Source organism: Maribellus maritimus (assembly GCF_022267315.1).
Taxonomy (GTDB): domain Bacteria; phylum Bacteroidota; class Bacteroidia; order Bacteroidales; family Prolixibacteraceae; genus Draconibacterium; species Draconibacterium maritimum.
The window spans coordinates 35,663-52,600 of the sequence record NZ_JAIKLE010000043.1; the positions used below are offsets into that span (position 1 = coordinate 35,663).

The following is a 16,938-nucleotide window of genomic DNA, read 5'->3' on the forward strand; positions in this document are numbered from 1 at the left end:
AATACCTTCTTAGGATCTACATTTCTATATCCGGATTTTTTTGCTTTGAGAATAACTGTAAAACACCATTTGCATGACGGTAGTAATGTCCGCGAAGATCGCGGGAATATTCATCCAGAATTTGGTTTCCGACGTCATTCATATCTCCACATTTAAACAAGGCTCTCCCCAAAATAAGTTCCCTGAGTGAATTATTTCTTGTACTTACATCATTTTTGTCGGGTGGAGCTATTTTTTTTGCGGTTTCAATATCCAGCATGGAATGCCCCCGAACTCCCGGCATTTGGAGCAGTTTGAAAAGAGGCTCAGCTCCTTCCTGATCAGCAATTGTTTCCAGTGCAATTGCAACTGCACGGAAATGAGAGAAGTGGCTTTCGGGTGTCAGCTTCTCAGCTAATCTGGCAATGGAAGGAATAGCTTCAATTTTTTTTGTTCTACCCACTGCGATTATCAAACTGTCGAGATAACTTATACTTCTTCCGAACTGTCCCATTCCCCGGTAGTTCCATCCTTCATCCCAATCGTCGTAACTATCAATTGCTTTTATTAAATCCTGCCAGCCGGTCGGATTTCCGAGCATTCCCAAAATACGTGCATAAACCAGTTTGTCGTTTTCATTTTGAGAAAAATGGTACTGGTCGGTCATTGCTGCTATACCTTTTTCCTGATCCCATAAGATAATTTCAAGGCCTTTCAAATCGTTTACAACTGTTTTCGCTGCCTCTTGAATTTTGCTCATTGGCGGAGGATAATTGTCCACATCTGTAACAACATGTTCAGGTAAACTTCCAACCTTAACCAATTCTTTCTGTAATTTTTTTAAATTGATATAGCGGATGTTTTGCTGGTTTGAAGCTGCCATCGCTGCGGCCCAGCCAACGGCATATCCCTGGTTTTGTAAACAGGGTTGCATCCGAATAACCGGCATTGCATCGCGGTGGGCACTGGCCCCTAAACCTGTAACAGCGATTCCTTCCAATCCTTTTGGTAAAAGCGCTCTGAAAGGAACAAAGGCTGTAACATCAACACCACTATGTTCAGGCGGTTTTAAAGAGAAAAACGGATCTTCTGTAAATCCGTGTGTATCGAAGGAGCTAAAATGAACCGAAATGGTATCGGGATATGTTCGTCCGTTATACACATCCAGCACAGAAACAGTGAAGTCGCCGATCATCCTTCTTCGTTCACGGGTTTGCGGCATTTTACCGATATCGTATTGTTCGCTAAACTTATCTTTTGCGACAACAAAAGATCGCCAAACATCAAGCATGTCGGTGTCGTTAATAAATGTCCAATCGGTATTGTTATAAAAATCATTTGGATTTTTAAAAGGTAGTCCGGAGCCCTGAACGGCCACTGAGAGTCCGTCGGTATAACTGTAATCTGCGCCTGCTGCAACAGCGATATCAGCACTTCCCGAAGAATCAATCACTGTGCTCGCTAATACAACACCTTTTCCTTCAGGAGTGGCAACCACCACACCTTTAACCTTGCCATTATCTACATAGGCACCAATCCCCATCACGCCAAACCAGATATCACCGCCGGCGTTTCGGATTTCTTTTCTGAAATATTCGGTTTTCCAGTCAAATACCCATTCTGCCAAAGAGCCTTTTTTTCTTGGATTATCAGGGCCCATATTTTTTACTCCGTTATCGACAATATTTGTGTAGCCCTTGCGATAGCCATGATAATACCTGCCAATCATTCCCATTGTTCCAATTCCTCCAAGACCATGCATGTAGTCGATGACAAGGGTTTTGGCTCCATGTTTCGCAGCGCCAACACCGGCCGGAGCTCCTGCTGTTCCACCTCCCATTACCAGAACATCGTAAGTACCCATAACTGGTAGGATAGTATCCTGCGCTTCAACATCTCCTTTATTTAAAGAGGGACGCAATCCTTCCAGTAATTCACCAACGTCACCTCTTGAAATATTTGAACCGGCTTTACCCGGGATTTTTGGATTTTCTGCTGTTGCTAAAGTGCTCGCTATTATAGCAGCCTCATTACCAATCCGTTCTCCGATTCTGATAAGTTTACCGGGTTCCAAAAGTGTTTCTGATGCGTCTAAACTGAGATTTGCACTCCCGCTCAATACAAAAACATTATCGATTTTTCGGGGTTGAAAAACTTTAATATTGATTTTATCCGAATCTACATCTGCATTATTCCAACGTTTTTGGCCAAGCAGTTTATCTGGCGGATTTTGGAAAAGAAGATCGGCTGATTCAACCTGATTTGCATCCCAGGTTAAATCGCGAAAAACTTGTTCTGCTTTCGCAAAAGATGCCCAACTTCCGTCTTTCATTTCAACAGGGCAGGTATATTCGATTGCATTGTAACGAATGTCAGTTTCCGAGAAAGAACTGTCATTTGCACTTCCTTTTGAAGCCCAGCTGACACGAACGACATCTTTATATATTTTTGATTTCAAGCCGGGAATATCTTCTTTTAAATCGTTTCCGACGACTGTAAATTTAAAATTTTGTTTTCCTGCAGGATAAACTCCAAATTTTGCCCCGGTCATCCGCGCAACCAGCGCACGTGGCGTTGCGTCAATAATAACTTTTGCGAGAATCGCCTGTCTCCCCGAGCGGTTGGCAATAACTACACCAGCTGGTTCTCCGTTTTTTCCGGTAATTATATCCGTTGTATAGCAAGAATATAAAAAATCGATATTGTTTTCAATGAGAACATTATCAAGTGTATGTTTTACATGAAGCTGAGTGGGGATCCCGTTGCCAAATATTTTATTTCCCAGTTCGGTTTTTGTAACACTTTGGTCTTTGGGCCACAACCGGAAAGTACCACAGACATCTTCTCCCAAATAAGGTTCCTGAGCAGCCAGAAATACTCTCGCACCGGCTCTGGAAGCCTCAACCGCTGCGGCAACACCTGCGAGAGAGCCGCCTATCACTACGACGTCAACATCGTAAGCAACGGGGATTCGTCTTTTTGACTGGTGACAATAATCGTAGTTTTCAGAGTTTATATCAGTTGAATGGAATGCAAATGCGCTCCTGGTTAAAACAAACGCAGAACCTGCTGCGGTGGTTTTTATAAAGTTTCGTCGTTTCACAATAAATTGGTTTAAGTTGTTTACTAAATTTTTCCGTTTGGAGGTTTTAAGCCTGTGCTGGTATCCTGTTGAAGTAGTTTCTTTTGTATACAAAAAATGCGACCAAGGAAATAACTGATAAAAGTGCACCGATTGGGTAAGCAATTTCTTTTGAAAGTGAAAAACCTTCCGGAGCAAAAAGCAGATAAGTCGTTGTAACTGCAGTCATAAAAACTGCCGGAATCAGGGTAATCCAATAAAGTCTTTTTTGTTGAACAAGAAATACGGTGATGGTCCACAAAACAATCATTGCTAGTGTTTGGTTTGACCATGCAAAATACCGCCAGATAATACTAAAGTCGATTTGAGTTAAAAAGAATCCAATGGCAAAGAGGGGAACGCTCACAAAAAGCCTGTTTTTTACTGGCCCCTGATTGTATTTCATAAAATCGGCGACGATTAAACGTGCACTGCGGAAAGCTGTATCTCCCGATGTGATAGGCGCAGCAACTACGCCCAATAAAGCCAGAATACCACCAAATTTACCAAGGAGTGAGTTTGAAATATCATTTACTACTACCGCAGCATTGCCGCCGTTGGAAGCCATTGTTTCGTTCAATTCTCTTATTCCGCCAAAAAAGCTCATGCTAATTGCTGCCCATATTAAGGCGACAACACCTTCCGAAATCATCGCACCGTAAAATACCCGTCGTCCAAGTTTTTCATTTGTCAAACAACGCGCCATCAGTGGAGATTGTGTAGCATGAAATCCTGAAATAGCACCACATGCGATGGTTATAAATAACATGGGGAAAATGGGAAATTTATCGCTGTTATTGTGATAATTGTGAATGTTTGACAAGTTTAATTCCGGAATATGATATCCTTTTACAAAAAGCGCTATAATTAAACCAACAGCCATAAAAAGAAGCGACAAGCCAAATATGGGATAAACACGGCCAATAATTTTATCGATTGGAAGCATCGTTGCCAACAGATAATAAACAAAAACAATCCACACCCAGAAGGTCGCTGAGGCAAACCCCGGTGTTAAACCTGCCAGAATATTTGCAGGGCCCATAATAAAAACTGCACCAACAAGAATCATCAGTAGAACTGTGAAACCACGCATAAATTGTTTTGTGCCTGTTCCTAGGTAAATACCAACAATCTCGGTTATACTCAGACCATTATGTTTTATCGAGAGCATTCCTGAAAAGTAATCGTGAACAGCTCCGGCAAAAACAGAACCCAGAACGATCCACAGAAATGCTACCGGCCCCCACATGGCTCCGGCAACTGCACCAAAAATAGGACCCAGTCCGGCAATATTTAGAAATTGAATCAGAAATATTTTCCACCATTTCAACGGAACATAATCTACTCCGTCGTTCATGGTGAATGCAGGAGTTTTTCGGTTGCCGTCCACATCTGCGTATCTTTCCACAAATCGGGAATAGAAAAAATAGCCCAATATCAAAGTAACCAGTCCTGCAAAAAAAGTAATCATAGTACGAGGATTAAATATTCTTATTTTGTTAAAATTTGTTTTCGGGTTTCAAGTTCGGTTTTTAATTCTGAATAATCAACATCCTGTACCGGAATGTTTTTATCAATTGCCATACCTGCTGCAACAGCAGCTGATTGTCCGAGTATCATAAAAACGGGTTCCATTCTTATAGAACCAAAAGCAATATGGCTGCTCGATACACAAACAGGAACCAGAAGGTTGGTACATTCCTCTTTTTTGGGAATAAGTGAGCCGTAAGAAATAGAGTAGGGAGGGGCTCCTACACCGATATCTCCTTCGTTTTGTACATAGCCTTCGGGAGTTATATATCGTTGTACATTGTGCGAATCCATAGCGTAAGATCCCATGCCAACCGGACGCGGAACTTCACGTTTACTTAGTACATCGTTTTCTGTTGTTACATAATCGCCAATCATTCTGCGTGCTTCACGAACATAGATTTGATGAGGCCAGTTTCCATTGTCTGAAAATTCGTCTTTTGCCAGTCCCCAGGTAGCCATTTCTGTCCGGATATCTTCCGGTACCCGAGGGTCGTTGGCAACAAACCAAAGCAATCCCATTTGATAATCAGTATGCTCCTGAATGATTTCTTTACGGCGTTCGTAACTACCCTCGGGATAATCGTAATTCATTCCAATATTATCGCTGCTGAACGGGCCATGGTTATTGGTATCAGTTTTCCAGTTGGGGATGGCATCAAATTTCTGAAACCAGTCTTTTCTACCTGTTTCAAACATCCGAACTAAAAGCTCATATTGTTCCGAATCGTAGCTGGCAGGTTTGGGGAATGGCACGCGGTTTTCGTCGTGGTTGGTCATGCACATGCGAAAACAGTAGGCTTGAATTTTGTCATCGCCGGCTCCATATTCGCCCGGATCTTCGGTTGAAATTCTTGGAAGTACTCCACTGGAAGGGTCTCCGGGAACTTTGTATGGCGATATTTTTTCCCTAAACCAATGTTGGTGATGCAAAACTCCGGTTTGTACTCCGTTCCATTTTTCATTGTAGGTATCCATACTTTCTCTTCCAACATGATAACTTACTCCAGATGAAGCCATTAGATCACCTTCGTAGGATGCGTCGATAAATATTTTTCCTTTGAATATTTTTCCTGAAAGTGTTTTAAAGGAAATGATTTTTCCGTCTTCTATTTCGACGCCATTTTTCCTATCCAGCCATTCGTCGCGATAAATGGTGAGGTCGTTTTCCGCAACAAAATCTTCAAAGACCTGTTCGGCCACATGAGGTTCAAAAATCCACATGGTGCGGTTTTCTCCATCCATGGCAATTGTACCCTGGCCTTTATTTCCGTATTCCGAATGTTTTTGCCATGTCCATGCTGAGGAATCATTGTAATGCAGCCAAACCCGGTGATAAAATTCGCGCGATAATCCACCGATGGTTGATTTGTCTCCTGTATCAGTGTATCCTAAACCACCGGAAGTTAATCCACCTAAATGTTTATCGGGTGAAACTATAATTACCGATTTCCCCGACTGGGCAACTTCTACAGCGGCAATTACAGCTGATGAAGTGCCACCGTAAACGATAACATCGGCATTAAGAGAATTTTCAGTCTCTTGCGGAGATTTACATCCAAAAACAAAAAAAGATAGCAGGGCAATTGTAATTATTTGCTTCATGAGATTCTATTTTGATTGGTTATTTTAAAGTAAATTATAATGTGCTAATTTTGATTTAATAAATTATTCAAATCTAAAACTTGTTTTTTACTTTCCAGCTTTTTTCTTAATTCAGAGTACGGCACATCCTGCACTGCACAATCTGAATCAATTGCAATTACCGCTGCAACTGCGGCTGACTGTCCGAGAATCATAAATACCGGTTCCATTCGAATAGACCCAAATGCTATGTGACTGCTGGAAACACAAACAGGAACCAATAGATTCGAACATTCTTCTTTTTTGGGAATAATTGAGCCATAGGATATTGAATAGGGCGCTTTAATTTTTATACCAATATCACCCTCGTTCTGGACATTTCCATCAGGTTTTGTATATCTCTGAACATTATGAGAGTCCATTGAATAAGACCCCATTCCAATTGGTCTGGGTACTTCGCGTTTTAATAGTATATCATTTTCAGTGGTTACGTATTCGCCAATCATCCTTCGGGCTTCGCGTACGTATATCTGGTGAGGCCAATTTTCATTATCTGTAAATTCATCCTTGGCCAGCCCCCATTTTTGCATTTCTTTTTTCACTTCATCAGGAACCCTGGGGTCGTTTGCAACAAACCAGTAAAGTCCCATTTGATAGGTTTTGTGTTCTTCAATTATCTCCTTTCTTCGTTCGTAACTACCTTCGGGATAATCATAATTCAGGCCAATATTATCACTACTTACCGGGCCCCTGTTGTTGGTATCTGTTTTTCTGTTTGGAAGCATGTCGAATTTACCAATATAGCTATATATATCTGTCCAACCGGCTTCAAAAACCCTTAAAAGTAATTCGTAGTCTAAGGGATTATAATTTTCCGGTTTTTTAAAGCGGATACTATTTTTCGGAATGTCTGTCATACAAATTCGGAAACAATAAGCTTGAATTTTATCATCAGCTGCGCCATATTCGCCCGGATGCTCTTCTGAAATCCTTGGAAGCACGCCGGAGGCTGGATCTCCTGAAATTTTATATGGGGATATATCAGATTTAAAATAGTGCATGTGGTGCAAAATTCCTGTCTGGACTCCATTCCAGTTCTCGTTGTAGGTGGCATTACTTTCTCTTCCGACGTGATAACTTACTTTTGCAGAAGCCATTAAGTCGCCTTCGTAGGTAGCATCAATAAAAACTTTTCCCTTAAAAGTTTTTCCTGAAAGTGTTGTAATTGAAATTATGTCAGAACCCGACTTTAAAACACCATTTTCCCTATTTAGCCATTCGTCACGGTAAATTTCAATTTTGTTTTCAGAAATATATTCCTCAAAAATATCCTCTGCCACATGCGGTTCAAAAGCCCATAATGTGCGTTTGTTGCCGTCAATGGCCGGATTTCCTTGCGCCCGATTCCCGAATTCACTTTTTTGCTGCCATTTCCATGATCCTGCATTGTCATAGTATTTCCAAACATGGTGATAAAATTCGCGTGTGAGTCCTCCAATTGCTTCTTTCTTTCCTGCATCTGTCCATCCAAGGCCACCGGAAGTTAAACCTCCCAAATGCACATCCGGAGAAACCATAATTACTGATTTGCCAGACTGTGCTAGTTCAACGGCAGCAATCACTGCTGATGAGGTTCCTCCGTAAATAATAACATCGGCCGAATAGAAATTTTGATCTACGTTCTGACAACTTATTAGGCTAATCGTAATGAGTATAAGTGATATATTTAAAGTTGTAATGCTATTTTTATTCGTAGCGTTTTTCATTTAGTGGCGTTGTTTATAAATTAGAGACAAACATTCAGTTATTAAAATGAATATATTCGACAATCGTACAAATTATGGTATATGTTTTAATACCTGTTTATCTTTTAGGAGAAGGTTTTTAAGCGTTAAGTAATTAATATTTTGCACTTCGACATTGTTATCGATAGAGAGAGAGGCAGCACTTGCAGCCGATTGCCCAAGCACCATAAAAACCGGCTCCATACGAATAGAACCGAATGCGATATGACTTGCGCTAACGCACACAGGAATCAACAAGTTTGAACATTCGTTTTTATGTGGAACAATGGATTTGTAACTGATTGGATAGGGAGGAAAACCATGCGCTTCTACATTTCCCTCATTTTGAACAAAGCCATTGGCATCAACATAACGTTTTACCTGGTGTGAATCCATACCGTAAGCTGCCATGCCAATCGGGTCGTCAACTATTTCAATTCCTTCACAATTTTTTTGGGTCATTACATAATCACTTATCATCCTTCTTGCTTCTCTTACATACAACTGCTGTTGCCATCCATCTTCTCTTTCATATTCGTCTTTACAGGTTCCCCATTTCGAAACTTCATCTCTTACTTTTTTGGGAATTCTGGGATGATAGGCTAGTGTCCACATCAGTCCCTGCTGATAGCTTCTGTGGCGCTCGATAATTTTTTCTCTTTCTTCGTAAGATGCTTCCGGGTAATCCCAGTTTTGACCAATAAAATCGGTTGAAAATCCTTTTTGGTTATTTGTGTCGGTTTTTCGGTTGGGCATTTTAGAATTGATCCATGGAACCAAGGGGTCGCCGTAAGGGTACATCTTTTCTATCGGGCCATCTGCAGCTTCATAATTGCGGAAAAGAAGTTCGTAATCCAGTTCGTTGTAATTTCCCGGCTTTTGAAAAGGAATGCGGTTTTCCGGCGCATCGGTCAAAGTCATTCGAAAACAATAAGCCTGGATCCCTTTGTCTCCACTTCCATCAATGCCGGGGCCGCCTTTTACGATAAAAGGAAGCAGCCCGCTCGAAGGGTTTCCTTTAACAATATAGGGATCTACTCCATCAATAAAATTATGATGAACACTATTTTTTGAAACTGTACCACGAATTGTAATTCCAATATCATTGGCCTGGATACCGTTTAAAGTTTCGCCATATTGTTTATTTGGTTCCCGCCCAACAGTATAACTCACTCCGGCAACAGCCATTAAATCTCCTTCATAAGTGGCATCAATAAACATTTTTCCTTTATACAATTTTCCACTTTCCATCTCAATTTCGACAATTTTTGCACCTTCTTTTTTTACCCCGTTTTTTCGGTTGAGGCGTTCTTCATAAACCAGTTCAATGCTTTCCTTATCCATCATTTCTTTATAGACGTTTAATGCAGCGGAGGGCTCGAATGTCCACATCGCATCTTCACCACTTTGATTTCTTGACTGGCTGTAATCTTCCTTTTCTTGCCACTTCCAGTTTCCTGGATTATCGTAATATTTTTTAATATTCTGATAGAATTCACGCGAAATTCCGCCAATCACCTGTTTATTTCCTATGTCTGTTGCCCCAAGACCGCCGGTGGTCAATCCACCTATGCGTCGTGATGTTTCAATAAGCAAAACCGACTTGCCCATTCTTGATGCCTGTATAGCTGCAGAGATGCCTGCAGAAGTTCCACCATAAATAACGATATCGTATTCATTCTGGCTATTTATTTTTGGGACGTATAGGAAAAAGGAAAAGATGAAAAGCAGTAAAATATTTTTTTGTAAAATCATAATTAGTTTATAAAAAAAAGGTTCTCCAGATATTCTGGAGAACCTTTAAGTAACTATACTAGACTATTCTCCATATCCGGGATTTTGAACCATTTCCGGGTTCGTATCCATTTCGATATATGGAATTGGCCACAGGTAATCGCGATTTTTATCAAATGAACGTATTTCTACAATACGCATTTTGAAATCTGCAGATTCTCCCTGTTGGGCAATCGGGATATTATCGTAATACGATGTGCCGTATTCATCTACTATTGGTGCTATCGAAGGATAAGATTTTTTCATGCGTCCCAATACCGGAAGGTTCATTACATTTTCTGCAATGCCCCATCGTTTGATATCAAACAGGCGTAATCCTTCACATGATAATTCATATTTACGTTCTCTTCGTACTGCGTACTTTAATTCTTCAGCGTTGGTTGTTGTAAGAGGTGGCATTTCAACAGAAGGTCTTTGCCTGATTTTATTTATCGCATCCAGAACAGATTGGTCGATACTACCTGAAGATATTTTTGCTTCAGCATAATTTAATAAAACTTCAGCATAACGAATAACAATTGTATTCAATTCACTGTCGTTTACGGCATCTTTGTCTAAGTTATCGGCATATTTTCTCCACCCAATTCCGGTAAAAGTAGCATAAGCGTGTGTTGCTTCAAGATTGGCAATTCGTTTGGGCGGATTTTGATTATAATCCCAGCAGTATAAACTGTCTCCATGTGTTTCATACTGAAATCCAAGAAAAATTGAACCTGAAAGAGAGAAGGTATAACCTAACCTTGGGTCTCTGTTTTCGTAGGGATGTTGAGGATCAAACAGAGGAGATTCGTCAATTTGCAAACCATCAGTGCATTCCCATGAGTCTGCCGCCTGATAACTTGGTTTTTTGTTTGTATGACCTTTGGCATTTCTGGTGCCAAAAAATCTAAACATGGAATGCATGTGTTCTCCTTTTAAGAACTGAACCGATAAAATGATTTCTTTAGACTCCTGTCCGGCATACTGAAACAAATCCATGTAGTTGGAACTTAGCTCATATTCTGTTCCTTCAAGAGCCATTACTTTTTGTGCAGAAGAGATCGCAGTATCCCATTTTTCGTTGTATAATGCAACCCGCGACATGATTGCCCATGCAGCCCCTTTTGTCGCGCGTCCTGCGAGCGGATCGTTTTCCTGGGGAAGGTCGTTTGCACATTCATCCAGCTCAGTTAAAATAAAATCAACAACATCAGCTTTTGAACTCCGTGCGATATTCGCTTCTGATAAAGTTAGTGGTTGTGTTACCAATGGAACACCGCCAAATAATTCAGCTAAATAGTGGTAGTAAAAAGCCCTGAGAAAACGTACTTCAGCTTTGCTTTGTGCGTAAACGTCGGTAGGTATATTATCTACACCCCGCTCCATATTTGCGAGAACATAATTGCATTTAGCAATTCCTTTATAAAGATCTGTCCAAAGTGAGACTATGTCGCTATTTCTTGAATCTGCCGAGCCTCGTCCAATAGCCTGTAATGCTGAACCATTTCTATCCCAGCCAATATCAGATATCTGATCAAAAACCAGGTGAAAGGGCATACCCTGAACACTCGTCCACATCGCATTGTAACATCCGGTTACCGCCATCTCCAGTTCTGTTTGATTGGACAGGAAAGTTGCATCAGAAGGATTATTTAAAGGATATTTCTCCAAATAATCCTCACAAGAAACAAACAGAAAAGTCAGTAAAATGAATATGATTGAATATTTTATTTTTGATTTCATAGATTTGATTTTTTAGAATTTAACATCTACCCCAATACTATATGTTTTGACCTGCGGATAATAGCCTCCGTTGCCAACCGGTGCTTCCACGTCATATCCTTTCCAGAAATTGTCAAGAGTAAATAAGTTTTGTCCGCTGACATAAACCCGTAACTTTTGAGCTTTAATTTTTTTCAGTACGGTTGATGGGAAAGTATATCCTAACTGAATATTTTTTAGTCTCATATAAGCTGCATCTCTCATCCAAAAACTAGAAGTTTGTTCATTATTTGTTTCGTTGAAAGCAAACCGCGGAAATGTTGCATCTGTATTGTCCGGAGTCCAGCGATCTTTGTGTTGTTCCTGAACAGTACCTCCCATCAGGAATGGCATTATTCCCTGGTCACGTATCAAACCATCAGCTTTTCCTACTCCCTGAATAAAAATACCGAGATCAAAATTCTTATACTGTCCGTTAAAAGTAAAGCCGAATGTGTATCTTGGAATTGTTTCCCCGATAATTTTATAATCGCTTGAGTTTATTATCGAATCGTTATTTTGATCGACATATTTTATGTCTCCTGGTGCAATTGTACCGTACTGTGCAGCATGTTTATAGGTGCCGTCTTCGTTAAAATCATCTTCCGTTATAAATCCATCCGCTTCGAGACCATAAATAGACAGCATCGGGTAACCTTCATGGTTTACTGTTGTTCCGGTCTTATTTACTCCTTTTAAATCAAGAACTTTGTTTTTTACATCCGAAACGTTGATCCCTATTTCGTACTTGAATTCGTTATCCCAGTCTACATAATTGATCCCGAGATCCCAACCTCTGTTTTCTACTTTTCCTGCGTTTTGCTCGGGTGCATTCATTCCTATAATTCTGGGAATATCCAAAGCTAAAAGAATGTCGTCAGTAACTTTGTAATAATATTCGGCAACAACATTAATTTTTTCTAACAGCGTAATATCAAGTCCGACGTTCGATGCAGTAGTTGTTTCCCAGGAGATTTCAGTATTTGCAAGATCGGTTATACCCGCGCCACTGGCTACTTGTTTATCAAATACATATTTTAATCCAAGGTTTACGTCGGAAGAAAACGGGTATGTTCCGATATCCTGATTTCCTAGCTGCCCCCATGAAGCTCTGATTTTAAGATTATTTACAACAGGTCTTAAAGACTCAAAGAAACTTTCTTCGGAAATTCTCCATCCGGCAGAAAAGGATGGAAAGAATCCCCATTTTCGACCTGTTGCAAAACGAGATGACCCATCTTGTCTGAAGTTGGCTTCGAAAAGATATCTTTCTTTAAAATTATAATTCAAGCGACCAAAGAATGATTGCAATGCCCATTCGCTAGCCCAGCCATACGATTTTTGATTTTCTTCTCCTCCTGAGTTAAGTACTGGATAATCAGGAAAAGGAAAACTTTCGCGATATCCGGATAAACCATCATTGCGGTAATCTTCCTGTTGATATCCGATTAATAATTTTAAACCATGCGTTCCGAATGTTTTGTCGAATGTTGCCGTACTTCTTAAATTATTATGTAGATTTTTATTATGACTGGTAGTTAGTGTACTTTTCTGAGGCGCCTTATAACTTTCACTCCCGTCCCAGCGGTAAGTTTGAATCGCTTTTTCAAAATCTGAAACGTTCGATTGCCAGTAGTTTGGTGAATAGGATAAATCAGCGGTAAACCAATCAACCGGTTTGTATTTTAATACCAGATTCATGGTAAAAGAAGGTGATTCTGATTTGTTAAGTCCTCCGTCTTTTGTGAATGCCACCGGATTATCGCCATTCCAGCCTTCACCCCAGGAACCATCAGATAAAACGGCAGCCTGGTTAGCCGGAATACGGCCTGACCAGTGAATCGCCGCACTTGTTCCTCTTGAGGGTTCTGTTAAAAGTGCTTGTTTGATGTGTGCGTCAATTTGTGCCGAAAAGCTGTTTGTAAGCTGCATATCGGTATTTATTCGAAGCGTATATCTTTTAAAATCAGTGTTTGACATTATACCGCCCTGATCAAGATACCCAAGCGAGGCTAAAACTCTAACCTTTTCAGAGCCTCCATTCATTGTTAAAAAGTGGCTTTGCATTAAGGCATTTTCTGTAAGTACTTTATCATACCAATCTGTGTCAGGATATTTATCCGGGTTTGTTCCCATGTTGGCTCTGTACTCGTTGACATATTCTTCAGAATAAAGAGGTGATTTGCCTGTATTTACATATGCTTCGTTGGTTAATAACATGTGGTCAATTGCTCCAACCATGTTTGGTATGTCAGTTGGTCTCTGGGTACCAATGTATCCGTTATAAGAAACAGAAAGGACGTCTTTCTGGGCACGTTTTGTAGTTACCAAAATTACACCATTGGCTGCGCGTGAACCGTAAATGGATGCAGAAGCTGCATCTTTAAGAATTGATACGGATTCAATAAGTGTTGGATCGATATTGTTAATACCCATTTCTATCCCATCAACTAAAACAAGCGGAGCGCTGTTTCCTAAAGTAGTCTTTCCACGAATACTTATTGTTCCACCGTCCCGGCCGGGCTGTCCGTTTCTCTGAGTAACCACAACACCCGGGGCAACTCCCTGTAAAACCATCGACGTTTGAGCAACTTGCCGACGTGCAAGTTCTTCGCCGGCAACTGAAGCAATGGCGCCGGTTAAATTCACTTTTTTCTGACTTCCGTACCCAACAACCACAACTTCCTCAACTCCCAACACATCTTCCTGCATTGTTATGTCGATTGTACTCCGGGAATTTACTTCAACTTCCTGTGTTAGTAATCCCACAAATGAGAAGATAAGAATATCGGATTCAGATTGAAGTGTTAGTGAATAATTTCCGTTAATGTCTGTTACTGCTCCTGCTGTAGTGCCTTTGATAATAACAGTTACACCGGGTAGCGGAAGTCCGTTAGAATCTGTTACTTTACCGGAAACCGATTGTTGTTGCCTGAATCTTATGTTTTCTGAAGAACCGACATTTGTTATTACAACATAACGGTCGATAATCTCATAGGCCACATCTTCAGGTAAAGTCTCTTTTAGAATACTTTCCAACGTGGCATTTTTCATGTCCACCTGGATTTTCTTATTTGGATTGAGTTGGGAATTGGAGAAAGCAAACCTAAATTCACTTTGTTCTTCAATTTTTTGGAATAATTCTCCAAATGTAATTTGTGAATACTTTAAGGTTAGTTTAGTACTTTGCGAATATACACTCGCGGAAACAAACATGTTTGAAATCAACAAAATAATTGTTGTGAGTTTCATAATTTGTAAAATTTTTCGAAACGGCAGAATTTCTTCCACCGTTAGGAACGGTTTTCTTTTTTTCATAAATTTGGAATGATTTTAATTAAAAAAATATGTTATTTTTTCGGGCATTGTCGGTGGTAACGACTTTGCCCGTTTTTATTGCTCTTATTTTATTTCATAAATTTCTTTTTTTGATTTTAATTTGTTTATTTTCAATTGAATAGTTGAATTCATTTACTTTCGACATTACTTTCAAAACATTCTCCAATGTTTCGTATTTTTCAAATCTTACGGTTAATGTTTCTGTTTTAAATGATTCCTGATCATATAAAATCTTTATATCATACCATTTTTCAAGTTCGTTTATCACATCGTCAAATGGAGTTAACTGAAACACTAATTCTTTATTTTTCCAACTTAGTTCGTAGTTTTCGTTAAAATTACCGATTGACACCGATGCGTTTTGCTTGTCAAAAATTAGTTGTTGACCAGGCGCTAATATTTTTCTGTTTTTATCGTCTGATATTTCTATTTCAACAGAACCTTCTAGTAATGATGATTTAATGACTTTAACCTCGGGGTATGCTGAAACGAGGAATTGGGTTCCCAATGCTGTAGTTGTGATATCTCCTGAAGTAACTTCAAAGGGTAGTCTTTTATTTTTTGTTACTTCAAAATAAGCTTCGCCTGTTAATTTGAGTTTTCGGGATTTTGCGCCAAAATCAGCAGGATAACTTAATTTTGTATCTACATTCAACCAGACTTTTGTACTATCAGGAAGAATAATATTTGTTACTTCACCTTTTTGTGTGTAGAGTGTTAAAAAATTGGACGGCTCTTGTTGTGAAAAATAGTAAAACAACGTTGCAGCAAGGAGTGGAATAAACAAAACAGCCGCTGCTTTTGAAATGGTTGTGAGCAACCTGGTTAGCCCTGATTTGAATTGTGACCTGTTTATCTCCTTTTTTATTTGTTCGAATTGTAAATTAACTGTTTCATCCTGAGATTCCTGCCAGTTCCTTTCCAGGTGCTGAATAATCTCACCGCGGTAATTGAGGTCATTAAGAAGTTTGTCAATTTGGCTAAACTCATCGTTATTTAACCGTTTCCCGGAGATAAATTTGTTGATGAGTTTTTTTGTTGCGATATCCATTCTTAAAGTTTTGTTAACAATTTTATATACGTTTGAAAATACTTATTCCGTGAATTGAGTTTTAACTTTTTTTATTTTGTGTTTTTGCGGGGAGGTAAGTCGCACAAAAATAACTTGTTATGGGGGCGTGTTTTAGCGGTTGATAAGAAGAAGTATCAGGATGCTAAAATAGATATTCATTTCGCGACGTAAAAATGAAAGGGCTTGTCTCATTTGTGTGTCAACGGTGTTTTCCGATATGTTTAATTGTTCTGCAATTTCTTTGTAAGTAAAACCTTCAAGTCGGTTTAGCTTAAAAATCAGCTGTCGTTTTTTGGGGAGTTTTTCTATTAAGTCAAAGATTTTTTGCTCAAGTTCAGAATACTCAATTTTGGCTAAAGTATCCAGTGAGTTATTTTGTCCTCCTTTTATATGAATGTATAAATTTTCGAGGTATTTCTGTTTGTTGAGTCGCTTACGCATTATGTCGATCACCAAATTCTTTGCGATGGAAAAAAGAAATGTTTCAAAATGATTGTTTGGATTTATAGATTGCCTGTTCTCCCAAAGTTTCACATAAACTTCCTGTAATACATTTTCGGGATCTTCATCAATTGGGACAACCTTTTTTAGAAAACCTTTCATTTTTCCTTTTGTATGGTGAAAGATCGCCTCAAATGCTGATTTGTCTCCTGATATGAATTTACAAACTAATTGTTGCTCAATATATATATCCGAAGTTTTCAATACGTTTAGATTAGTCAAAATTAGGAAACAAATTTTAAAACTTTTTAGGACTAATACAAATGCGAACCTTTCTTACGTTCCAAACAAATGGAAAATGTAGTTGTATTATAAAAAAAAGGCTTCCCTGTTTAGGAAAACCTTTATTATACTAACCAACAGACTAAGAACTTTTTGTTACCAGTCTCTCTTTTATTTAAAAGTAAACACTTCCGATTCAGTTCGTGCAGATTTCATCTGTTCCAGAAGTTCTTTTACAATCTCAGGATGTTCATCTGCCACATTGTGTTCCT

General features: G+C 39.4%; 9 protein-coding genes. All 9 read right to left on the reverse strand.

Annotated elements, in window-relative coordinates:
• Positions 1-16: 16 nt before the first annotated feature.
• Positions 17-3,082, reverse strand: a complete 3,066-nt coding sequence (locus K5G00_RS25000) for an FAD-dependent oxidoreductase (protein ID WP_238769243.1) — start codon at positions 3,080-3,082, stop codon at positions 17-19.
• A 46-nt stretch (positions 3,083-3,128) separates the two neighbouring features.
• Entirely contained in the window at positions 3,129-4,571 is a 1,443-nt protein-coding gene (locus K5G00_RS25005; protein WP_238769244.1) for a carbon starvation CstA family protein, read from the reverse strand.
• 20 nt (positions 4,572-4,591) lie between these two features.
• Positions 4,592-6,235 carry an FAD-dependent oxidoreductase gene (locus K5G00_RS25010; RefSeq protein WP_238769245.1) on the reverse strand — a complete coding sequence of 548 codons (1,644 nt, stop codon included), beginning with the start codon at positions 6,233-6,235 and terminating at the stop codon, positions 4,592-4,594.
• A 44-nt stretch (positions 6,236-6,279) separates the two neighbouring features.
• Positions 6,280-7,980 carry an FAD-dependent oxidoreductase gene (locus K5G00_RS25015; protein WP_238769246.1) on the reverse strand — a complete coding sequence of 567 codons (1,701 nt, stop codon included), beginning with the start codon at positions 7,978-7,980 and terminating at the stop codon, positions 6,280-6,282.
• Between the two features lie 72 nt (positions 7,981-8,052).
• Complete coding sequence (locus tag K5G00_RS25020) at positions 8,053-9,753, reverse strand: FAD-dependent oxidoreductase (protein WP_238769247.1); 1,701 nt, start codon at positions 9,751-9,753, stop codon at positions 8,053-8,055.
• Between the two features lie 63 nt (positions 9,754-9,816).
• Positions 9,817-11,514 carry a RagB/SusD family nutrient uptake outer membrane protein gene (locus K5G00_RS25025; RefSeq protein WP_238769248.1) on the reverse strand — a complete coding sequence of 566 codons (1,698 nt, stop codon included), beginning with the start codon at positions 11,512-11,514 and terminating at the stop codon, positions 9,817-9,819.
• A gap of 12 nt (positions 11,515-11,526) precedes the next feature.
• Complete coding sequence (locus K5G00_RS25030) at positions 11,527-14,850, reverse strand: SusC/RagA family TonB-linked outer membrane protein (protein WP_238769249.1); 3,324 nt, start codon at positions 14,848-14,850, stop codon at positions 11,527-11,529.
• Between the two features lie 94 nt (positions 14,851-14,944).
• Positions 14,945-15,922, reverse strand: coding sequence for a FecR family protein (locus K5G00_RS25035; protein ID WP_238769250.1), 978 nt, complete (start codon positions 15,920-15,922; stop codon positions 14,945-14,947).
• 132 nt (positions 15,923-16,054) lie between these two features.
• On the reverse strand, positions 16,055-16,666 hold the full coding sequence (locus tag K5G00_RS25040; RefSeq protein ID WP_317235567.1) for an RNA polymerase sigma factor: 612 nt from the start codon (positions 16,664-16,666) through the stop codon (positions 16,055-16,057).
• Between the last annotated feature and the right edge of the window lie 272 nt (positions 16,667-16,938).